This is a genomic window from Aquabacterium sp. G14 (assembly GCF_037482285.1).
Lineage (GTDB): Bacteria > Pseudomonadota > Gammaproteobacteria > Burkholderiales > Burkholderiaceae_C > Aquabacterium.
This window is the reverse complement of record NZ_JBBEYB010000001.1, coordinates 219367-236433: the sequence shown is the minus strand read 5'-3', so window position 1 is coordinate 236433 and position 17067 is coordinate 219367. Positions and strand designations below refer to the sequence as shown.

Here is a 17067-nt window from a genome sequence, read left to right as displayed (position 1 = left end):
AGCAGGGGCCCGGCGATGATGGTGTGCGCAAAAAGAAGGAGGTGGGGTTATCGCCGGGCCGGGGAATGTGCAACCGGCTTGTGTGGCCAGCGTCGTGCCGCCAACAGGCCGGTGCCCCCCTGCAGGCACACGCCAGCTGCCATCCCAGGGTGGGCGGCGCACAGCAGGCAGCAAGAGGCGAAGGCCGAGCGATGAAGCATAGGGGCATGTTAACAAACCCCGCCCCGACTGTCCGGGCGCGGGGTTTGTGGGTGCGACCTCAGGGCGGCCGAACCTCAGTCCCGCGTCAACAGCGGCGAGGTACCCCGGCCCCAGAAGGCCAGTGGCTCCTGACTCAGGTAGTAAGCGCCGGTGCGGGCGGGCGCGTCGTAACGGCGCGGCGGCTTGGCGGCACGCTCATACAGCGGCATCACCTGCGGCATGGCCGCTTCCATCTCCTGGATGCGGGTCCCGCTGGCCGGGTGGGTGGACAGCCATTGCGGCGGCGCGCCCTTCGAGGCCGCGGCCATCTTCTTCCACAGGCTGATGCCAGCCCGCGGGTCATAACCGGCGCGGGCCGCCAGTTCCATGCCGACCAGATCGGCTTCGGACTCGTTCTCGCGGCTGAATTTCAGCGTCAGCAACTGCCCGCCCATGTTCAACAAGGTGTCGCCCGCACTGCCCAAGCCGAGCAGACTCGAGATCAGGCTGGCGCCAATCTGCGTGGCCGAACTCTTGCCCATGCGCTCGCGGGCGTGCTCACGCAGGGCATGCGCCATCTCGTGGCCCATGATCATCGCGGTCTCGTCGTCGGTGAGCTTGAGCGTTTCCAGGATGCCGGTGTAGAAAGCAATCTTGCCGCCGGGCATGCAAAACGCGTTGAGCTCCTTCGAGTTCAGGGCCATGACCTGCCACTGCCACTGACGGGCACGGCTGTTCCACTCCAGGGTGTAGGGCACGATGCGCTGGGCAATCGCCTTCAGCCGCACCACCTGAGGGTGGTTGTCGGGCAGCAGCGCGTTCTGCGCCTTGGCCTGGGAGGCCATCTGGTTGTATTGCTGCTGCGCAGCGGCTTCCACCTGGTCGGCGGGCACCAGGCGCGCAAAGCCCGAGTGCTGCTTGCTGACGTCCACCCCCTCGCGGGCCAGGGCCCAGGGACTGGCCAGCGCCAGCGATACCACGCCCAGCGACAGCAGGCGACGGGGGAGTTCACGCACGGCAGAGAAGGAGGGGTTCATGGCAGGCAGGGGTTTCGGGTCAACAGAGGGGATCAGATGGGCGCGACGTGCCGCCCTTCAAGTCCTTAACGCGTCTCGTCGCGGCCGAGCATACGCCGGACGGCCGGCAGCAACAAATACGCCGGGAAAGACAGCCAGAAGGTGAGGAAAAAGAAGGACGCGTAGCCCATCTGCTCCACGCCCAGGCCGCCAGCCCACCCCGCCACCGCCCGCGAAAACGCAAAGATGGACGACAGGATGGCGTACTCGGTCGTGGCGCGGGCCTTGCTGGTGATGCCCATCAAAAAGGCCAGAAAGGCCCCGGTGCCCAGGCCGCCGGTGAAGCTCTCCAGACCACTGGCCGCGTACACCACAGCTTGATAGTGAACACTCACTTGCATACCAGGCTCGGTGGGCGGGACATACCAAGCTGCCAGCGCATAGCCCAGGTTGGACAAGGCCTGCCACAGGCCCAGCACCCACAAGCCCTTGAAGATGCCCACGCGGTCCACATAGGCCCCGCCGATCAGCCCCCCCAGAATGGACAGGCCCAAGCCCACGTTGACGCTGACCAGACCAATCTGGGCGGGCGTGAAACCCGCGTCCACCCAGAAGGGTTTGACCATGAAGCCCATGGCCGCGTCCCCCAGCTTGAAAGTGAGGATGAAGACCAGCACGGCGAGCATGCCGGGGCGGGCCAGCAGGTCCACCCAGGCGCCGAACACCGGGCCTTCGGACATGACGTGCGCCTGCGGACCCCGCGCCGCGCGCACCATCAGGATGGCACCGGCGAACATCAGGCCCACAGGCACCGCACCCTTGAACCACCAGGTGCTGCTGATGGCCTGCACCCAGGCCCAGTTGAACGCCTTGCCCACCGGGCCCAACACCGGCCACAGCAGACCGGCCAGCAGCAAGCCCAGCGCCACCAGCCACAGCGGCTGTGCACGCACGGCCGCCCATTCGCGCGACGATGCCCCCTCGACGCGGGCAGCGCGCGGCGGTTGCGGTGGCGCCGTCACAATCACCATGGCATTGAGCAGCATGAGCAGCGCGCCCATGCCATAGGCCGCCGCCCAATTGGGCTGCCCTGGTGTACCCGACCAGCCCGCCACCACCAGCAGGGCACCGGCCGCCAGCATGCCCACCCGGTAAAAGCCGATGCGCAGGCCATTGGCCACGCCGTACTGGCCCTTGGACAGCAGCTCGATCGTGTAGCCGTCGGTGGCGATGTCGTTGGTGGCCGACAGGAAGGTGAAGGCCGCCAGCAGCACCCAGGGCCAGGTCGCCCCCTGCCCCAGCGCCTGGGGATTCAAGGCCAGCGTCGCCAGCACCAGAGCCATGCCGGCATTGGCCCCGGCGATCCACAGGCGGTGCCCGCGCCAGGCATCCACCAACGGTGCCCACAGAAACTTCACGGTCCAGGCCAGGCCCAGCAAACTCAACAGACCGATCTCGGCGGGCCCCACGCCCGACTGGCGCATGTGCACCGGAAACAGATCGTAAAAAACGCCCAGCGGCAGCCCCTCCGAGAAGTACAGGAGGGCCACCCAGAACATCAGACGGCGGGTCACAGGCACGCGCGCCTGGTCGGGGGAAGGTGAGGACATGCGTCGATTGTAGGAAACCCCCGTGACTGTCCGTGCCCATGACCTGCGGACGCGGGGCGTTCTCGGCTACGCTTCGGTGCCATGTCTGCCCTGAAATTCGCCGCCAACCTGTCCTGGTTGTACCCCGAACTGCCCTTTCTCGACCGCTTTGCTGCCGCGGCCCGCGATGGCTTCAACGGGGTCGAGTGCCTGCTGCTACACGAACACCCTCTGGCCGAGATCCAGGCGCGCCTGCACGATCTGAACCTGCAGTTGGTGCTGTTCAACGCCGAGCCCGGTGAGTGGGCACGCGGCGAGCGTGGGCTGGCCAGCCTGCCAGGACGCCAGGCCGATTTTCAACGCGTGGTGCGTGAGGCCCTGGCCCGCGCTGTGGCGCTCGACTGCCCCCGCATCCACATCATGGCCGGCCTGCCTCCCATGAGCACCCCGGAAGAACGTGCCGACGCCTGGGTACGCTTCGAGCTGAACCTGCGCTGGGCCACGGAACAGGCCAAACACCATGGCCGCATCCTGGTGATCGAGCCCATCAACCCGCGCGACATGCCCGGCTACCTGCTGACCCACCAGACCGCGGCACACGCCCTGGTGCAGCGCATCGGCTCTCCGCACCTGCAGGTGCAGATGGACCTGTACCACTGCCAGATCGTCGAGGGGGATGTGACCATGCGCCTGCGCCAGTGGCTGCCCACTGGTCAGGTCGGCCACCTGCAGATCGCCGCCGTGCCTGACCGGGGCGAACCCGACGACGGCGAGTTGGCCTGGCCCTGGGTGTTCGACGAACTGCGACGCCTGAACTGGGACGGCTGGATCGGCTGCGAATACCGCCCCCGCACCACCACCTCCGTGGGCCTGAGCTGGCTGCGCCGGCTGCGCGGTGCCGGCCATGCTCTCTGAGCCGCCCGCCTGGCCTCCCGCCCCTCTTTCCTCGCCCCCTTAACGAAAGCCTCTCCATGCCGCAACGCCTGCCCACCACCGTCCGCACCCGCGATGGCCTGGACCTGCACCTGCACCACTGGCCCCTGCCGCCCGAAGTGCGCGGCCGCGGCGTGGCCCTGATCGTGCACGGCCTGGGTGAACACGGTGCCCGTTACGCCCATGTGGCCGCTCACCTCAACCGCCTGGGCTGGAGCGTGGTCAGCTACGACCACCGCGGCCATGGCCGCTCACCCGGGGCCCGTGGCGTGCTGCAGCACGATGACGATCTGCTGCACGACTTGGCCAGCGCCATCGATCTGGTGCGCCTGGGCTACCCCGGCCAGCGCCTGCTGCTGATCGGACACAGCCTGGGCGGCGCGATTGCCGCGCGCTTTGTCGCCGCGCAGCAGACCCAGCCCGCCGAAGCCGCGCCCTGGGCCCGCCCGGTGGAAGCGCTGGTGCTGTCCTCCCCCGCGCTGGCCATCCCGCTGAGCGGGGTGCAGAAAGCACTGCTCCACACCGTGGCCCGCCTCACGCCCAATGTGGCGGTGGGCAATGGTCTGAAGCCCGAGTGGATCTGCCACAACCCCGCCACCGTGGCCGCCTACATCGCCGACCCGCTGGTGCATGACCGCATCAGCGGCCGCCTCAGCCACTTCCTGCTCGATGCGGGCGCCGTGGTCCGCCAACGCACCCCGGCCTGGCACACCCCCACCCTCATCATGTGGGGTGAAGACGACCGCTGCGTGGATCCGGCCGGCTCCGCCGCCTTTGCCGCCGCGGCGCCCACGACCTGCGTCACCGCCCGCCCCTGGCCTGGGCTGAGCCACGAAATCTTCAACGAAGTGGCACAAGATCAGGTGCTGCAGGCCTTGAGCGACTGGCTGGCGCGTGTTTTTGCGGGATGATCGCGGTTTGGGCCGCCGTGCGGCCCGTTTTCCGCTCCTGACAGGTTCTCCCCATGGCCATCAAAGCCACGATCTACAAAGCCCAGCTCAACCTGGCCGACATGGACCGCAACGTCTACGTCGACACCAACATCACCATCGCCCGCCACCCCTCTGAGGCCGACGAGCGCATGATGATCCGCGTGCTGGCCCTGGCCCTGGGCTGGCCGGCTGACACCTCCGAGGGGACGATCGAGCTGGCCAAAGACATGTGGGAGCCCGACGAGCCCGCGCTGTGGCAAAAGAATTACTCCGACGAGATCCTGCACTGGGTCGAAGTGGGCCAACCCGATGACAAGCGCCTGATGAAAGCCGCCGGCCGCGCCCGCAAGGTCAGCCTCTACGCCTTCCAGAGCAGCACCAACGTCTGGTGGAGCAACATCGCCACCAAGCTCACGCGCGCGCAGAACCTGACCGTGTGGCAGATCCCTTCCGAGCAGAGCCAGGCCCTGGCGCAACTGGCTCAGCGCAGCATGCAGCTGCAGATCACGGTGCAGGATGGCACCCTGTGGGTCAACGACGGCACGCACGACAGCGTCGAGATCACCCCGATCAAACTGATGGGGCCGGACACCTGAGAACCATGATCCAGGAACATTGTGCGACATCGCACACCCCTGCATCTCCTGTGCGGGTCAATGCGGGTATCCGCCTTTGACGGCGGCGGCTTTCGTGGCAGAGACTGCGGAAATCCCTGATCCCCCATCGGACCACCATGGCTTCCTGGCTCCATACCGCCTCCTTGGCGGCCAAACTCCGCGCGACCACCATTGGCACCGTGCTGGTGGTGATCGGCATTGCCAGCTTCCTGCTCTACAACCAGTACCAGCTGAGCCTGGAGGACCGACGGCAGGCCATGCGCGACCAGGTCAACAGCGCCGTGGCGGTGCTCACCTGGCTGCAAAAAGAGGTGGATCAGCAGCACCTGCACCCCGAGCAGGCCCGCACCCAGGCCGCCAACGTCTTGCGACAACTGCGCAACGGCGAAGACGGCTACCTCTTCGTGCTGAGCCAGGATGTGCGCATGGTCATGCACGCCGACCAGCCCAAGCTGGACGGGCAGGACATGACCCAGGTGAAGGACGCCGACGGCAAGCCGCTGTTCAACGACCTGGTGCGGGTCGGCTCTCAGCCGGGCGGCGGCGTGCACCACTACAGCTGGAAGCGCCCCAGCACCGGCAAGCCGGCCGTCAAGGAAACCTATCTGGCACCCTTCGCTCCCTGGGGCTGGGTGATCGGCTCAGGCGTGTACCTGGAGGACCTGCAGACCCTCTACGCCCAGCGTGCCCTGCTCTACCTGCCCATCTGCTTGGCTGCCGCGGCCTTGCTGTGGTTCGTCATGCGCAGCATGAGCATCTCCATCACCACCCGCCTGGGCCGCGCGCGCGACCTCACCAACGCCATCGCCCAGGGCGACATCAGCCAGTCCATCCAGTGGCGCGTCAAGGATGAAATCGGCGAGGTGATGGCAGCCCTGCAGGCCATGGCCGATGGGCTCAACCGCACGGTCGGACAGGTGCGCGGCAGCGTGGACAACATGGTCACCGCCAGCCAGGAAATTGCCCTGGGCAGCCAGGACCTGAGCCAGCGCACCGAGCAGACCGCGGCACGCCTGCAAGAAACCCACTCGTCAGTGGGCATGCTGCACCAGGCCGTGCAGGAGAACACCGAGGCCTCTCGCGCAGCCAACCAGATGGCGTCCTCGGCCCGTGACAACGCGGTGCGCGGTCACGAGGTGGTCAGCCAGGTGGTGAGCACGATGGACGACATCCAGACCAGCTCGCGCAAGATCGGCGACATCATCGGCGTGATCGACGGCATCGCCTTCCAGACCAACATTCTGGCTCTGAACGCGGCCGTGGAAGCCGCCCGGGCGGGCGAGCAAGGCCGGGGCTTTGCCGTGGTGGCCAGCGAGGTGCGCACCCTGGCTGGGCGCAGTGCCGAGGCAGCGCGCGAGATCAAGAGCCTGATCGCCGCATCCACCGAGCGGGTCGAGTCTGGCTCACGCCTGGTGCAAGAAGCAGGTTCCGCCATGCAGGCCATCCTGGCCAGCGTCGAGCAGGTCGATCAGACGATTGCACGCATCGCCGAGAACGCTGGCGAGCAAGCCCAAGACATTGGCCTGGTCAACGAAGCCGTCTCTCACCTGGATGCCATGACACAGCAGAACGCTGCGCTGGTGGAGCAGTCCGCCGCTGCCGCCTCCAGCATGCAGGAGCAGACGGCCAAGCTGACCGAGGCGGTGGGCTGGTTCAAGCTGCGCTGAGCTTCAGCGCCAGCCTGCCCGTTCGCCACCGCACCGGTGGCCGCTCACGCGGCCCCTTTTTTCATGGAACGGCTCAGCCCTTGGCCAGCACGGCCGCAAAGGCCTCGGCCACACGGTCGACGTTGTTGACGTTCAAGCCGGCAGCACACATGCGGCCCGAGCGCAGCACGTACACGCCGTGCTCGGTGCGCAGGGCTTCGGCCTGCTCGGGACTCACGCCGGTGTAGCTGAACATGCCGCGCTGGTCGATGAAGTAGCGCACGTCCCGGCCCGGCAGCTGCGCCACCACACCGTCGTACAGGCGCTGACGCATCACCTTGATGCGCTCGCGCATGGCAGTCAGCTCATCGGCCCATTGCTGGCGCAGCGCGGGCGTCTGCAGCACCTTGGCCACCAGCACGCTGCCGTGGGTGGGCGGGCTGGAGTAGTTGCGGCGCACGGCCGACATCAGCTGGCCGATCACCAGGTTGGCTTGCTCTTTGTCCGGGCAGACCACACTCAAGCCGCCCACACGCTCGCCGTACAGCGAGAAGCTCTTCGAGAAGGAGTTGGCCACGAAGAAGCTCACGCCCGCGTCCGCCAGCGCGCGCAGCGCGAATGCGTCCTCATCGATGCCGTCGCCAAAGCCCTGGTAAGCAATGTCCAGATAGGGCAACAGCTTGCGGGCCTGGATCACCTCGATCAGCTGGGTCCATTGCGCCGGGTTCAGGTCCACGCCGGTCGGGTTGTGGCAGCAGGCGTGCAGCAGCACGATGCTCTGTGCCGGCAGCGCCTCGATGGCGGCCAGCATGGCGTCGAACTTCAGGCCTTTGGTGACGGGGTCGTAATAGGGGTAAGTGTTGACCTGGAAGCCCGCCCCTTCAAAGATGGCCTTGTGGTTGTCCCAGGTCGGATCGCTCACCCACACCTGCGAGCCGGGGAAGTAGCGCTTGAGGAAATCGGCACCGACTTTGAGACCGCCCGAGCCACCCAGGGTCTGGATGGTGGCGATGCGGCCACTGGTCACGGCCTCGTGCTGGGCGCCGAACAGCAGTTCTTGCACAGCCTGGCGGTAGGCGGGGTTGCCGGTCATCGGCAGATAGGGCTTGGGGCCGATGTGGCCCAGCAGTTCGGTCTCGGCGGCGCGCACGGCGTCCATCACCGGCAGGCGGCCTTCCTCGTCGAAGTAGATGCCGATGCTGAGGTTGATCTTGCCCTGACGCGGGTCTTTCTGGAAATCCTCGTTGAGGGTGAGGATGGGGTCGCCAGGGTAGGCGTCAACGTGACGGAACATGGATGGGTCTCCTGTGGGCGCCTGTAATGGCGCAGCTGACATGCCCTCGATTATCGGCTGCCCGGACAACCCGAAAACGTGCCAGGTTTCCCGGGTTGTGGGATAGTGAGCGCCATCCCAAGAACACGACCCCACCAAGGAACACACCATGAAGACACGTGCCGCCGTGGCCTGGAAAGCAGGCGCTCCGCTGACCATCGAAACGCTCGACCTCGAAGGCCCGCGCGAAGGCGAGGTGCTGGTCGAGATCAAGGCCACCGGCATCTGCCACACCGACTACTACACCCTCTCGGGCGCCGACCCGGAAGGCCTGTTCCCCGCCATCCTGGGCCACGAAGGCGCGGGCGTGGTGGTGGACGTGGGCCCGGGCGTCAAGTCGCTGCGCAAGAACGACCACGTCATCCCGCTCTACACGCCCGAATGCCGCGAGTGCAAGTTCTGCCTGAGCCGCAAGACCAACCTGTGCCAGAAGATCCGCAGCACGCAGGGCAAGGGCCTGATGCCCGACGGCAGCTCGCGCTTTTCGCTCAACGGCCAGCCCATCCTGCACTACATGGGCACCTCCACCTTCTCGAACTACATCGTGGTGCCCGAGATCGCGCTGGCCAAGGTGCGTGAAGACGCGCCCTTCGAGACCATCTGCTACATCGGCTGCGGCGTGACCACCGGCGTGGGCGCCGTGCTGTTCACCGCCAAGGTGGAAGCGGGGGCCAACGTGGTCGTCTTCGGCCTGGGCGGCATCGGCCTGAACGTGATCCAGGGCGCCAAGATGGTAGGCGCCGACAAGATCATCGGCGTGGACCTCAACCCCGAGCGCGAAGCCATGGCCCGGGCTTTCGGCATGACCCACTTCCTGAACCCGAAGGACATCGCGGCCGCCGGCGGCAACATCGTCGATGCCATCGTGCAGCTGACCGATGGCGGCGCCGATTACAGCTTCGAGTGCATCGGCAACACCACCACGATGCGCCAGGCCCTGGAGTGCACGCACAAGGGGTGGGGCCGCTCCATCATCATCGGCGTGGCCGAGGCTGGCGCCGAGATCAGCACCCGCCCCTTCCAGCTGGTGACCGGCCGCAAGTGGGAAGGCTCGGCCTTCGGTGGCGCACGCGGCCGCACCGACGTGCCCAAGATCGTGGACTGGTACATGGACGGCAAGCTCAAGATCGACGAGCTGATCACGCACAAGCTCAAGCTGGAGCAGATCAACGAAGGCTTTGACCTGATGAAGCGCGGCGAGTCGATCCGCTCCATCGTCGTGTACTGATCGGGAAGGATCAGGCATGAGCACGCTGGAGTTGCTGTCGGAGCACGCCTGCTTTGGCGGGGTGCAACGCTTTTACCGCCACGCCTCGGGCGCCATCGGCCTGCCGATGCAGTTCGGCGTGTACTTGCCGCCGCAGGCGCTGCACGGCGGGGCCAAGGTGCCCGTGCTGTTCTACCTGGCTGGCCTGACCTGCACGGAAGAAACCTTTGCGATCAAGGCTGGCGCGCAGCAGCATGCGGCGCGACTGGGCCTGGCCATCGTCACCCCCGACACCAGCCCGCGCGGCACCGAGGTGCCGGGGCAGTCGGACAGCTGGGACTTCGGCGTGGGCGCCGGCTTCTATCTGGACGCCACCCAGCGCCCCTGGTCGGCGGCCTGGCAGATGGAGACCTACATCACCGAGGAGCTGCACGCCCTGGTGGGCAAGCACCTGCCGGTGGACCTGAGCCGCGCCGGCATCTTCGGCCACTCGATGGGCGGGCATGGCGCCCTGACCTTGGCGCTGCGTCATCCGGGCCAGTACCGCACCGTGTCGGCTTTTGCGCCGATTGCGCATCCAAGCCGTTGCCCCTGGGGCGAAAAGGCCTTCAGTGGCTACCTGGGAGACGATCGGGATGCGTGGGCCGAGCATGACGCCACCGCGCTGATGAGCCGGGCCACCTCGGCGCCCTACCCGCAAGGCATCCTGATCGACCAGGGCCTGGCCGACAAGTTCCTGCCCACGCAACTGCACCCGCAGGCCTTTGAAGAGGCGTGTGCGCAGGTGGGCCAGCCGGTGGCGGTGCGCCGCCACGAGGGCTACGACCACGGCTACTACTTCATCCAGAGTTTTGTGGCCGACCACCTGACGCATCACGCGCAGGGTCTGGTCGACTGAGCAAAAGCGGGCAGCCTCGCTGCCCGCATGCCCGATGACCTCGTGCGGACGAGGCCTGCCGACGTCAGGCGACGGGGCCAGATTCCGGTGCCACCGGGGCCCGTGACGGTGCCGCGTCTGCCTCGACCACCGCGTCAGCGTGACCGCCGCCTTCGGCCTTGCGTTGGGCCTTTTCGGCCTTCTTTTTCTTCTTTTCCAGCTCGCGCTGACGTTTTTCGAACGAATAGTTGGGTTTAGGTGGCACGCAGTGCTTTCAAAAGGTGAGTCTGCACACCATATCCCACTTGGGCCAAAACACCAACCTGATCAGCCCCGATCGACTCCCCGAATCCGCTCAGGGGGCCACGGTGGCAGTCGCCGCCACCGTCTGCGAAGGGGCGACACGCCACGAACAGTCTTTGGTGATCGCCACTCCCTTCAGGAAAGCGCGCCGCACGGTGCCTGCGGCAATGGCGGCCTCGACCTTGCGCGAATGACGCTCGGCGCCGCTGAGCTTGCGCACCCAGCCCCGAAAGGGAATCAAGCCATCGGCCGTGCGCGCCAGCGCCCCAATGGCCGCATCACCGGCCGCATCAGAGCCGCGCTCGATCAAGCCCGGGTTCTCCTTGGTGGGCGGCGTGTCCAGATCAGCCCCCAGCACATGGTCGAGTTCGTGGACCCGCTGCACCAGCGAGGCACAGTCCACCTCGGCCGGCAGTTGATAGGGTTTGGCCTGCGCCTGGCGCAGCACATCGGGGATCTCCTCGCGCACCAGATTCAGGTCGCCCAGCGGACGCGTGGCCGCGTCCGTGACCCGATCCGCTCCCTTGCTGGCGCAAGCTGCCAAGGCGCATGCCATGCCCAACACCAGCCAAGTCTTGATTGTCCGCATCACGATCGCTTTCCTGGCCACCGGCCATCCACGCTGAAGATCCGGCGATTCTCGCGCTGGCAAGGCCACCGGGCAGCCCCCTCAAGAGGGGGGCAAGCTCACCCGCTGCACCACCCCATGCGCCGGATGCCAGACCCGCCGCATGAGCAGATGGGCCAAGCCCAGGTAGGCCAGCAAGATGCCCCCCAGGATGGGCCAGTACGACCACGGCAAGGCCACCAGCCCCAAAGCCCCCGCCAGCGGCGAATACGGCAGACTCACGCCCACCGCGCACACGCCCAACGTCGTGGCGATCAAGGGCACGCTGGCGCGGCTCTGCACAAAGGGCACGCGTGCGGTGCGGATGATGTGGATCACCAGGGTCTGCGACAACAAGGACTCGACGAACCAGCCCGTGTGAAACAAGGCGGCCTGCGCGGCGGTCTGCGCACCGAAGCCGTAGAACATCACCGCAAAGACCACATAGTCAAACACCGAGCTGAGCGGCCCCATCCACAGCATGAAGCGTGCGATCTGGCCCATCTCCCAGCGCCGGGGTTGACGCAGTTCCTCGGTGTCCACCCGGTCGCTCGGAATGGCCGACTGCGACAGGTCGTACAGCAGGTTGTTGGTCAGCACCTGGATGGGCGCCATCGGAAGGAACGGTAGCCAGGCGCTCGCCCCCAGCACGCTGAACATGTTGCCGAAGTTGGAGCTGGCACCCATGCGGATGTACTTGAGCAGGTTGGCAAACACCCGGCGTCCCTCGCGCACACCGGCGTCCAGCACCATCAGGCTCTTTTCCAGCAAGATCAGGTCGGCCGACTCTTTGGCGATGTCCACCGCCGTGTCCACCGAGATGCCCACGTCGGCCGCCTTCAGCGCGGGGCCATCGTTGATCCCGTCGCCCATGTAGCCCACCACATGGCCACGGGCCCGCAGCGCCGTGATCACACGTGCCTTCTGCGTGGGCGAGAGCTTGGCAAACACCTGCGTGCCTCCCACGGCCTCCTGCAAGGCCAGGTCGGACAGGGGCTCGACCTGGTGCCCCAACATCACGCGCTCGACCGGCAGCCCCACCTCCTGACACACCTTGCGCGTGACCACCTCGTTGTCACCGGTCAGGATCTTGACGGCCACGCCATGGCGCCGCAGCGCCGCCAAGGCCGGTTGCGCCGACTCCTTGGGCGGGTCCAGAAAGGCCACATAGCCCAGCAGAATCAGATCGGCCTCATCGGCCACCGACATCGTGTGGGTGGCCGCAGTCAGTGGACGGTAGGCGATGGCGATCACCCGAAAGCCGTCTTCGTTCAAGGCCCGCGCGGCGGCCTGAATGCCCTGCAGGTGGCTGTCATCAAGCTGCACGCGCTGCCCGCCGAAGTCACCCTCACGGCACACGCTGAACACCTCTTCCACCGCCCCTTTGCAGATCAGCAGGCGCTCCTCGCCACGCTGGACCACCACCGACATGCGCCGGCGCTGAAAGTCAAACGGGATCTCGTCGATCTTCTGGTACAGCCCCTCCTCGTGCAGCTTGGCATGCACCTCGGCGTACTTGAGCACGGCGACATCCAACTGGTTCTTGAGTCCCGACTGGTAGTAGCTGTTGAGGTAGGCAAAGTCCAGCACGCGGTCGCTGGGCTCGCCGTTCAGGTCCACGTACTTTTCCAGGATGATGCGATCCTGGGTCAGCGTGCCGGTCTTGTCGGTGCACAGCACGTCCATCGCACCGAAGTTCTGGATCGCGTCCAGCCGTTTGACGATCACCTGCTTGCGCGACAGCGCCAGCGCGCCCTTGGCCAGGTTCATCGTCACCAGCATGGGCAGCATCTCGGGCGTCAGCCCCACGGCCACCGCGCTGGCAAACAGCAGCGCCTCCAGCCAGTCGCCCTTGGTCAGGCCGTTGATGATGAACACCAGCGGCACCATCACCGCCATGAAGCGCAGCATCAGCCACGTGAAGCGGTTCAGCCCCAAGGCGAAGCTGCTGGGGCCCTCCGCATCCGTCATCGACTGCGCGATGCCGCCGAACACGGCCTGCGCGCCCGTGTGCACCACCACCACCGTGGCCGTGCCGCTGGCCACGTGCGTGCCCATGAACGCGATGTTGCGCAAGGCCAGCGTGTCGGTGCCAGGGGCCTCGACCAGCGGGTACTTTTCCACCGGCAGGGACTCACCCGTCAGGGCCGACTCGTTGACGAAGAAGTCCCGCGCCGACAGCACCCGCACATCGGCCGGGACCAGATCACCCGCCGACAGGTGCACCACGTCACCGGGCACCAACTGCGCAATCGGCACCTCCAGGGTATCCGTCCCCGTGTGGCCGCCACGCTCGGCTGCGCTGGCGACCGGCGCACCGCCACGGCGCAAGACGGTCGCCGTCGTGTGCACCATCGCGCGCAAGGCCTGAGCCGCCCGGCCCGAGCGATGTTCCTGCACCCAGCCCAAGGTGATGCTCAGCAGCACCATCAGGGCAATGATGACCGCCGACTGCACATTGCCTGTGAACACCGACACCAGCGCCAGCACCAGCAGCAACAGGTTGAGCGGGTTGGCCACGCGGGCCAGCAACTGACGCCAGACGCTGATGGCGGAGGCCGTGGCCACCTCGTTGGGACCACAGCGCACCAGCCGCTCGGCGGCTTCCTCAGGGGTCAGACCGTGCTCGGCACTGCCCAAGGTGCGCAGGCCGTCCTCGACCGATTGCGCGGCCAAGGTCGACAGCGCCTGGCGGGCCGCCGCCTCTGGTTCGTGTGGTGCGCTCATGGCGTCCAGCATGACACAGTGCCATGACCGAATGCCATCCCCGCGCCCTCACCGAACCGAGGGGGCTCGGCGCACACTCAGCTGATCGTCAGACGCTTGCCGCCGGCCACGGTCTTCTTGGGCAGGGTCAGCTCCAGCACGCCGTCCTTGAAGCTGGCGGTGGCGGCGGCCTCGTCGATGTCATGCGCCAGCTGGAAGCTGCGCGAGACCTGACCGAAGTAACGCTCGGAGCGCAGCACGCGCTCACCGTCCTTCACTTCCTTCTCCTGCTTGACCTCGGCACTGATCGACACCTGGTTGCCGTCGATCTCGACGTGGATGTCTTCCTTCTTCACGCCGGGAATCTCGGCATGCACCTCGTAGGCCTTGTCCTGCTCCTTGACGTCCATCTTGATCTGCTGCGGCGTCAGCTCGGACGGCAGATCCATGGGTTTGACGAAGAAGCCGCGAAACAGTTCGTCCACAGGGTTGGTGTAACGGGTCAGTTTGCTCATGGTGTCCTCCAGTCGTAGTCGGTTTGAACACGCCACAGATGTGTGGGGCGGCCACCATTTTCAAGAGCCCATGCCGACCGTCAAGCCCCTGGAGGGCCTGTGGGTCTGACATGGATCAAACCCGCTCAGGCCGCAGCGGCCAGCGCCTTCTCAATGTCATCGATGAGGGATTTGGGCGCGTCAGTCGGGGCGTAGCGGCCCAGCACCTGACCATCGCGGCCGATGAGGAACTTGGTGAAGTTCCACTTGATCGACTTGGTGCCCAAAATGCCTGGCGCCTCCTTGACCAGCCACTGGTACAGCGGATGCGCCTGCGGCCCATTCACGTCGACCTTGGCCATCATCGGGAAGCTCACGCCATAGTTGAGCTGACAGAACGAGGCGATCTCGTCATTGGCACCCGGGTCCTGCCCGCCAAACTGGTTGCACGGAAAGCCCAGAACCGCCAAACCCTTCGGACCGAAGCGCTGCCACAGCTTCTCCAACCCTTCGAACTGCGGCGTGAAGCCGCATTTGCTGGCCGTGTTGACAATGAGCAGCACCTGGCCGCGGTATTGATCCAGCTTGACGGTCTGACCCGTGATGGTCTGCGCCTCGAAGTCGTAAACGGTACTCATGTGTCGTGATCCAACATGTTTTGACAAGGATCGTCAGGTTCACAGAAAGCCCAAATCCGACTGCGGCGCAGGGGCTTCAGACCCGCATCAAGGGGGGCAGGGTGGACCAGCGTGTTCAAGCACGGTCGAAGCGCCTAGACTGCCCCTTGTGGTGATGCCGGCACACGAACTGGCCACCGAAAACAGCATCAGGAAGACCGAGGAGACCCCCATGCCGGCTGCCGACACCCGCCCCTCTGGCCCTCACGCGGACGCGAATTCCCACACGTCCACCCGACGCTCGCCCGGCGAGGCGCGCCAGCTGCCCGCCGGCATTTCCGAGCGACTCAGCGACGATGCACCCCGCCTGCTCGACGAGTTGCACCTGCGCGATGCCAGCCTCGCCCAGCAAGCCCAGCTGATCCACCAACTGCAGACGGCCCTGCAGCGCGCGCACAGCACCAACCAGGAACTGGCCCTGATCGCCGACCGCGTCAGCGACGCCATCCTGATCTGCGACACCCAGCGTTGCATCACCTGGGTCAACCCCGCCTTCACACGGCTGACGGGCTTCACGCTCACCGAGAGCCACGGTCAGCAGCCGGAAGAACTGCTCAGCGGCCCCCACACCGACTCGGCCACCATCACCCACATCAACCAGGCCCTGGCCCAGGGTGACAGCATCGAACGCCTGGAGATCTGCCACCACCGCAAGGACGGCGAGCCCTTCTGGGTGGCGCGCTCGGTGCAAAGGGTGATCGGCAACGAAGGTCAGGTCAGCCACCACATCGAGGTGCTCAGTGACATGAGCGACCGGCGCCGCGCCGAGACCGAGCACGCCCGGCGCCTCGAAGCGGAGGTGGCGCTGGCCAACAAGGCCGAGTTCCTCTCACGCATGAGCCACAGCATGCGCTCCTCGCTCAATGCCATCCTGGGCTTCACCCAGTTGCTGGACATGAGCGTCGATGGCTTGTTGCCCGAGACCCAGCGCCGCCAGGTGGGCCACATCCACACCGCCGGCCAGCAGCTGCTGAGTCTGCTCGACCAGTCTCTGGAGTATGCGCGGCTGGAGAGTCGACCGCTGAACCTGCGCCCTCAGCGCATCGAACTGTCGGTGCTGTTGCGCGATGTGCGCAACGAACTGGAAGGCGAGGCCCTGGCCCACGACATCCACGTGCTGATCGATGGTCCGGCTCTGACCCTGTGGGCCGACCCCCAGCACACCCGCGCCATCTTGCTCAACCTGCTGCGCAACGCCATCAAGTTCAGCCCCGGTGGGGCCACGGTGTGGCTGCAATCTCGCCCCGCCCCCAACGAACGGGTCGCCCTCATCGAGGTGCGTGACCAAGGCTTCGGCATCGAGCCAGGCGATCAGGAACGCATCTTCCAGCCCTTCGTCCAGCTCGAGAGCGCCACCGGACGCAGCCACGGCAACGGCCTGGGTCTGGCGGTCTCGCAGCGTCTGGCCGAACTGATGCACGGGCGCATCGACGTCACCAGCACCCTGGGGCACGGCAGCACTTTCACCCTGCGCTTGCCCCTGGCCGAGCACGCCCCTGGTGCCCAGGCTCCCGGCACGCACCATCCGGAGCCGGCCGTGATGCTGCCGCCGCTGCGCGTGGTGCACATCGAAGACAACGCGCTGAACCGCAGCCTGGTCGAGGCGCTGTTCGCGGCCTACCCGCAAGTTCGCCTGCATTCGGCCGAAACCGCGGCCGAGGGACTGGCCAGCATCGAGCAGCTGCGCCCCGATGTGGCCCTGGTCGACATCAACCTGCCCGATGGCAGCGGCCTGGACCTGTGCCGACGCGTGCGCGCCAACCCCACGCTCAAGCAAATGCCCCTGATCGCACTGAGCGCCGATGCCCTGCCCGAGCACATCGCCCGCGCGCTGCAGACCGGCTTCAACCACTACCTGGTCAAGCCGCTGCAGATCCAGCGTCTGCTGTCGATCCTGGCCACCCTGCCCAGCACCCAGGCCGCACCGCCCCAAACCTGAGCGCGTCCAGG

At 66.5% G+C, this 17067-nt stretch carries 15 protein-coding genes; 7 read left to right on the top strand and 8 right to left on the bottom strand.

All coding sequences use genetic code 11. From position 1 onward, the window contains the following. Positions 1 to 275: 275 nt before the first annotated feature. Positions 276 to 1217 (bottom strand): M48 family metallopeptidase, encoded by a 942-nt coding sequence (locus tag WIT60_RS01120; protein WP_339582112.1) that lies wholly within the window; start codon positions 1215 to 1217, stop codon positions 276 to 278. A gap of 65 nt (positions 1218 to 1282) precedes the next feature. Further along, positions 1283 to 2806, bottom strand: coding sequence for an MFS transporter (locus WIT60_RS01115; protein WP_339582111.1), 1524 nt, complete (start codon positions 2804 to 2806; stop codon positions 1283 to 1285). Between the two features lie 81 nt (positions 2807 to 2887). Between WIT60_RS01115 and otnI the strand changes: the two genes are divergently transcribed. The 4 genes from otnI to WIT60_RS01095 all read left to right on the top strand — a co-directional run bounded on the left by otnI (position 2888) and on the right by WIT60_RS01095 (position 6934). Next, the gene (gene otnI / locus WIT60_RS01110; RefSeq protein WP_339582110.1) at positions 2888 to 3700 is read left to right on the top strand and encodes a 2-oxo-tetronate isomerase; all 813 of its coding nucleotides are present in this window, start codon (positions 2888 to 2890) and stop codon (positions 3698 to 3700) included. 56 nt (positions 3701 to 3756) lie between these two features. Then, positions 3757 to 4629, top strand: coding sequence for an alpha/beta hydrolase (locus WIT60_RS01105; RefSeq protein ID WP_339582109.1), 873 nt, complete (start codon positions 3757 to 3759; stop codon positions 4627 to 4629). Between the two features lie 53 nt (positions 4630 to 4682). Next, entirely contained in the window at positions 4683 to 5246 is a 564-nt protein-coding gene (locus WIT60_RS01100; RefSeq protein ID WP_339582108.1) for a YaeQ family protein, read from the top strand. 137 nt (positions 5247 to 5383) lie between these two features. Next, on the top strand, positions 5384 to 6934 hold the full coding sequence (locus WIT60_RS01095) for a methyl-accepting chemotaxis protein (RefSeq protein ID WP_339582107.1): 1551 nt from the start codon (positions 5384 to 5386) through the stop codon (positions 6932 to 6934). Between the two features lie 73 nt (positions 6935 to 7007). On the opposite strand, the gene WIT60_RS01090 is transcribed toward WIT60_RS01095, so the two are convergent. Then, positions 7008 to 8207: an amino acid aminotransferase gene (locus tag WIT60_RS01090; RefSeq protein WP_339582106.1), complete on the bottom strand. Its 1200-nt coding sequence runs from the start codon at positions 8205 to 8207 to the stop codon at positions 7008 to 7010. Between the two features lie 148 nt (positions 8208 to 8355). Between WIT60_RS01090 and WIT60_RS01085 the strand changes: the two genes are divergently transcribed. Next, a complete protein-coding gene (locus WIT60_RS01085; RefSeq protein WP_339582105.1) occupies positions 8356 to 9474 on the top strand; it encodes an S-(hydroxymethyl)glutathione dehydrogenase/class III alcohol dehydrogenase in 1119 nt (372 codons plus the stop codon). Between the two features lie 16 nt (positions 9475 to 9490). Then, positions 9491 to 10351, top strand: coding sequence for an S-formylglutathione hydrolase (fghA, locus tag WIT60_RS01080; protein ID WP_339582104.1), 861 nt, complete (start codon positions 9491 to 9493; stop codon positions 10349 to 10351). Positions 10352 to 10415: 64 nt separating this feature from the next. Here fghA and WIT60_RS01075 read toward each other — a convergent pair whose 3' ends face one another. The 5 genes from WIT60_RS01075 to WIT60_RS01055 form a co-directional block, all read right to left on the bottom strand. Then, positions 10416 to 10595, bottom strand: coding sequence for a hypothetical protein (locus WIT60_RS01075; protein ID WP_339582103.1), 180 nt, complete (start codon positions 10593 to 10595; stop codon positions 10416 to 10418). A 90-nt stretch (positions 10596 to 10685) separates the two neighbouring features. Then, on the bottom strand, positions 10686 to 11222 hold the full coding sequence (locus tag WIT60_RS01070) for a hypothetical protein (RefSeq protein ID WP_339582102.1): 537 nt from the start codon (positions 11220 to 11222) through the stop codon (positions 10686 to 10688). Between the two features lie 81 nt (positions 11223 to 11303). After that, positions 11304 to 13967: a magnesium-translocating P-type ATPase gene (gene mgtA, locus WIT60_RS01065; protein ID WP_339582101.1), complete on the bottom strand. Its 2664-nt coding sequence runs from the start codon at positions 13965 to 13967 to the stop codon at positions 11304 to 11306. 77 nt (positions 13968 to 14044) lie between these two features. Beyond that, positions 14045 to 14461: an Hsp20/alpha crystallin family protein gene (locus WIT60_RS01060; RefSeq protein ID WP_339582100.1), complete on the bottom strand. Its 417-nt coding sequence runs from the start codon at positions 14459 to 14461 to the stop codon at positions 14045 to 14047. Between the two features lie 125 nt (positions 14462 to 14586). After that, entirely contained in the window at positions 14587 to 15078 is a 492-nt protein-coding gene (locus WIT60_RS01055) for a glutathione peroxidase (RefSeq protein ID WP_339582099.1), read from the bottom strand. A 211-nt stretch (positions 15079 to 15289) separates the two neighbouring features. On the opposite strand from WIT60_RS01055, the gene WIT60_RS01050 reads away from it, so the two are divergent. Further along, positions 15290 to 17056 carry a hybrid sensor histidine kinase/response regulator gene (locus WIT60_RS01050; protein WP_339582098.1) on the top strand — a complete coding sequence of 589 codons (1767 nt, stop codon included), beginning with the start codon at positions 15290 to 15292 and terminating at the stop codon, positions 17054 to 17056. The last annotated feature ends 11 nt before the right edge of the window (positions 17057 to 17067 follow it).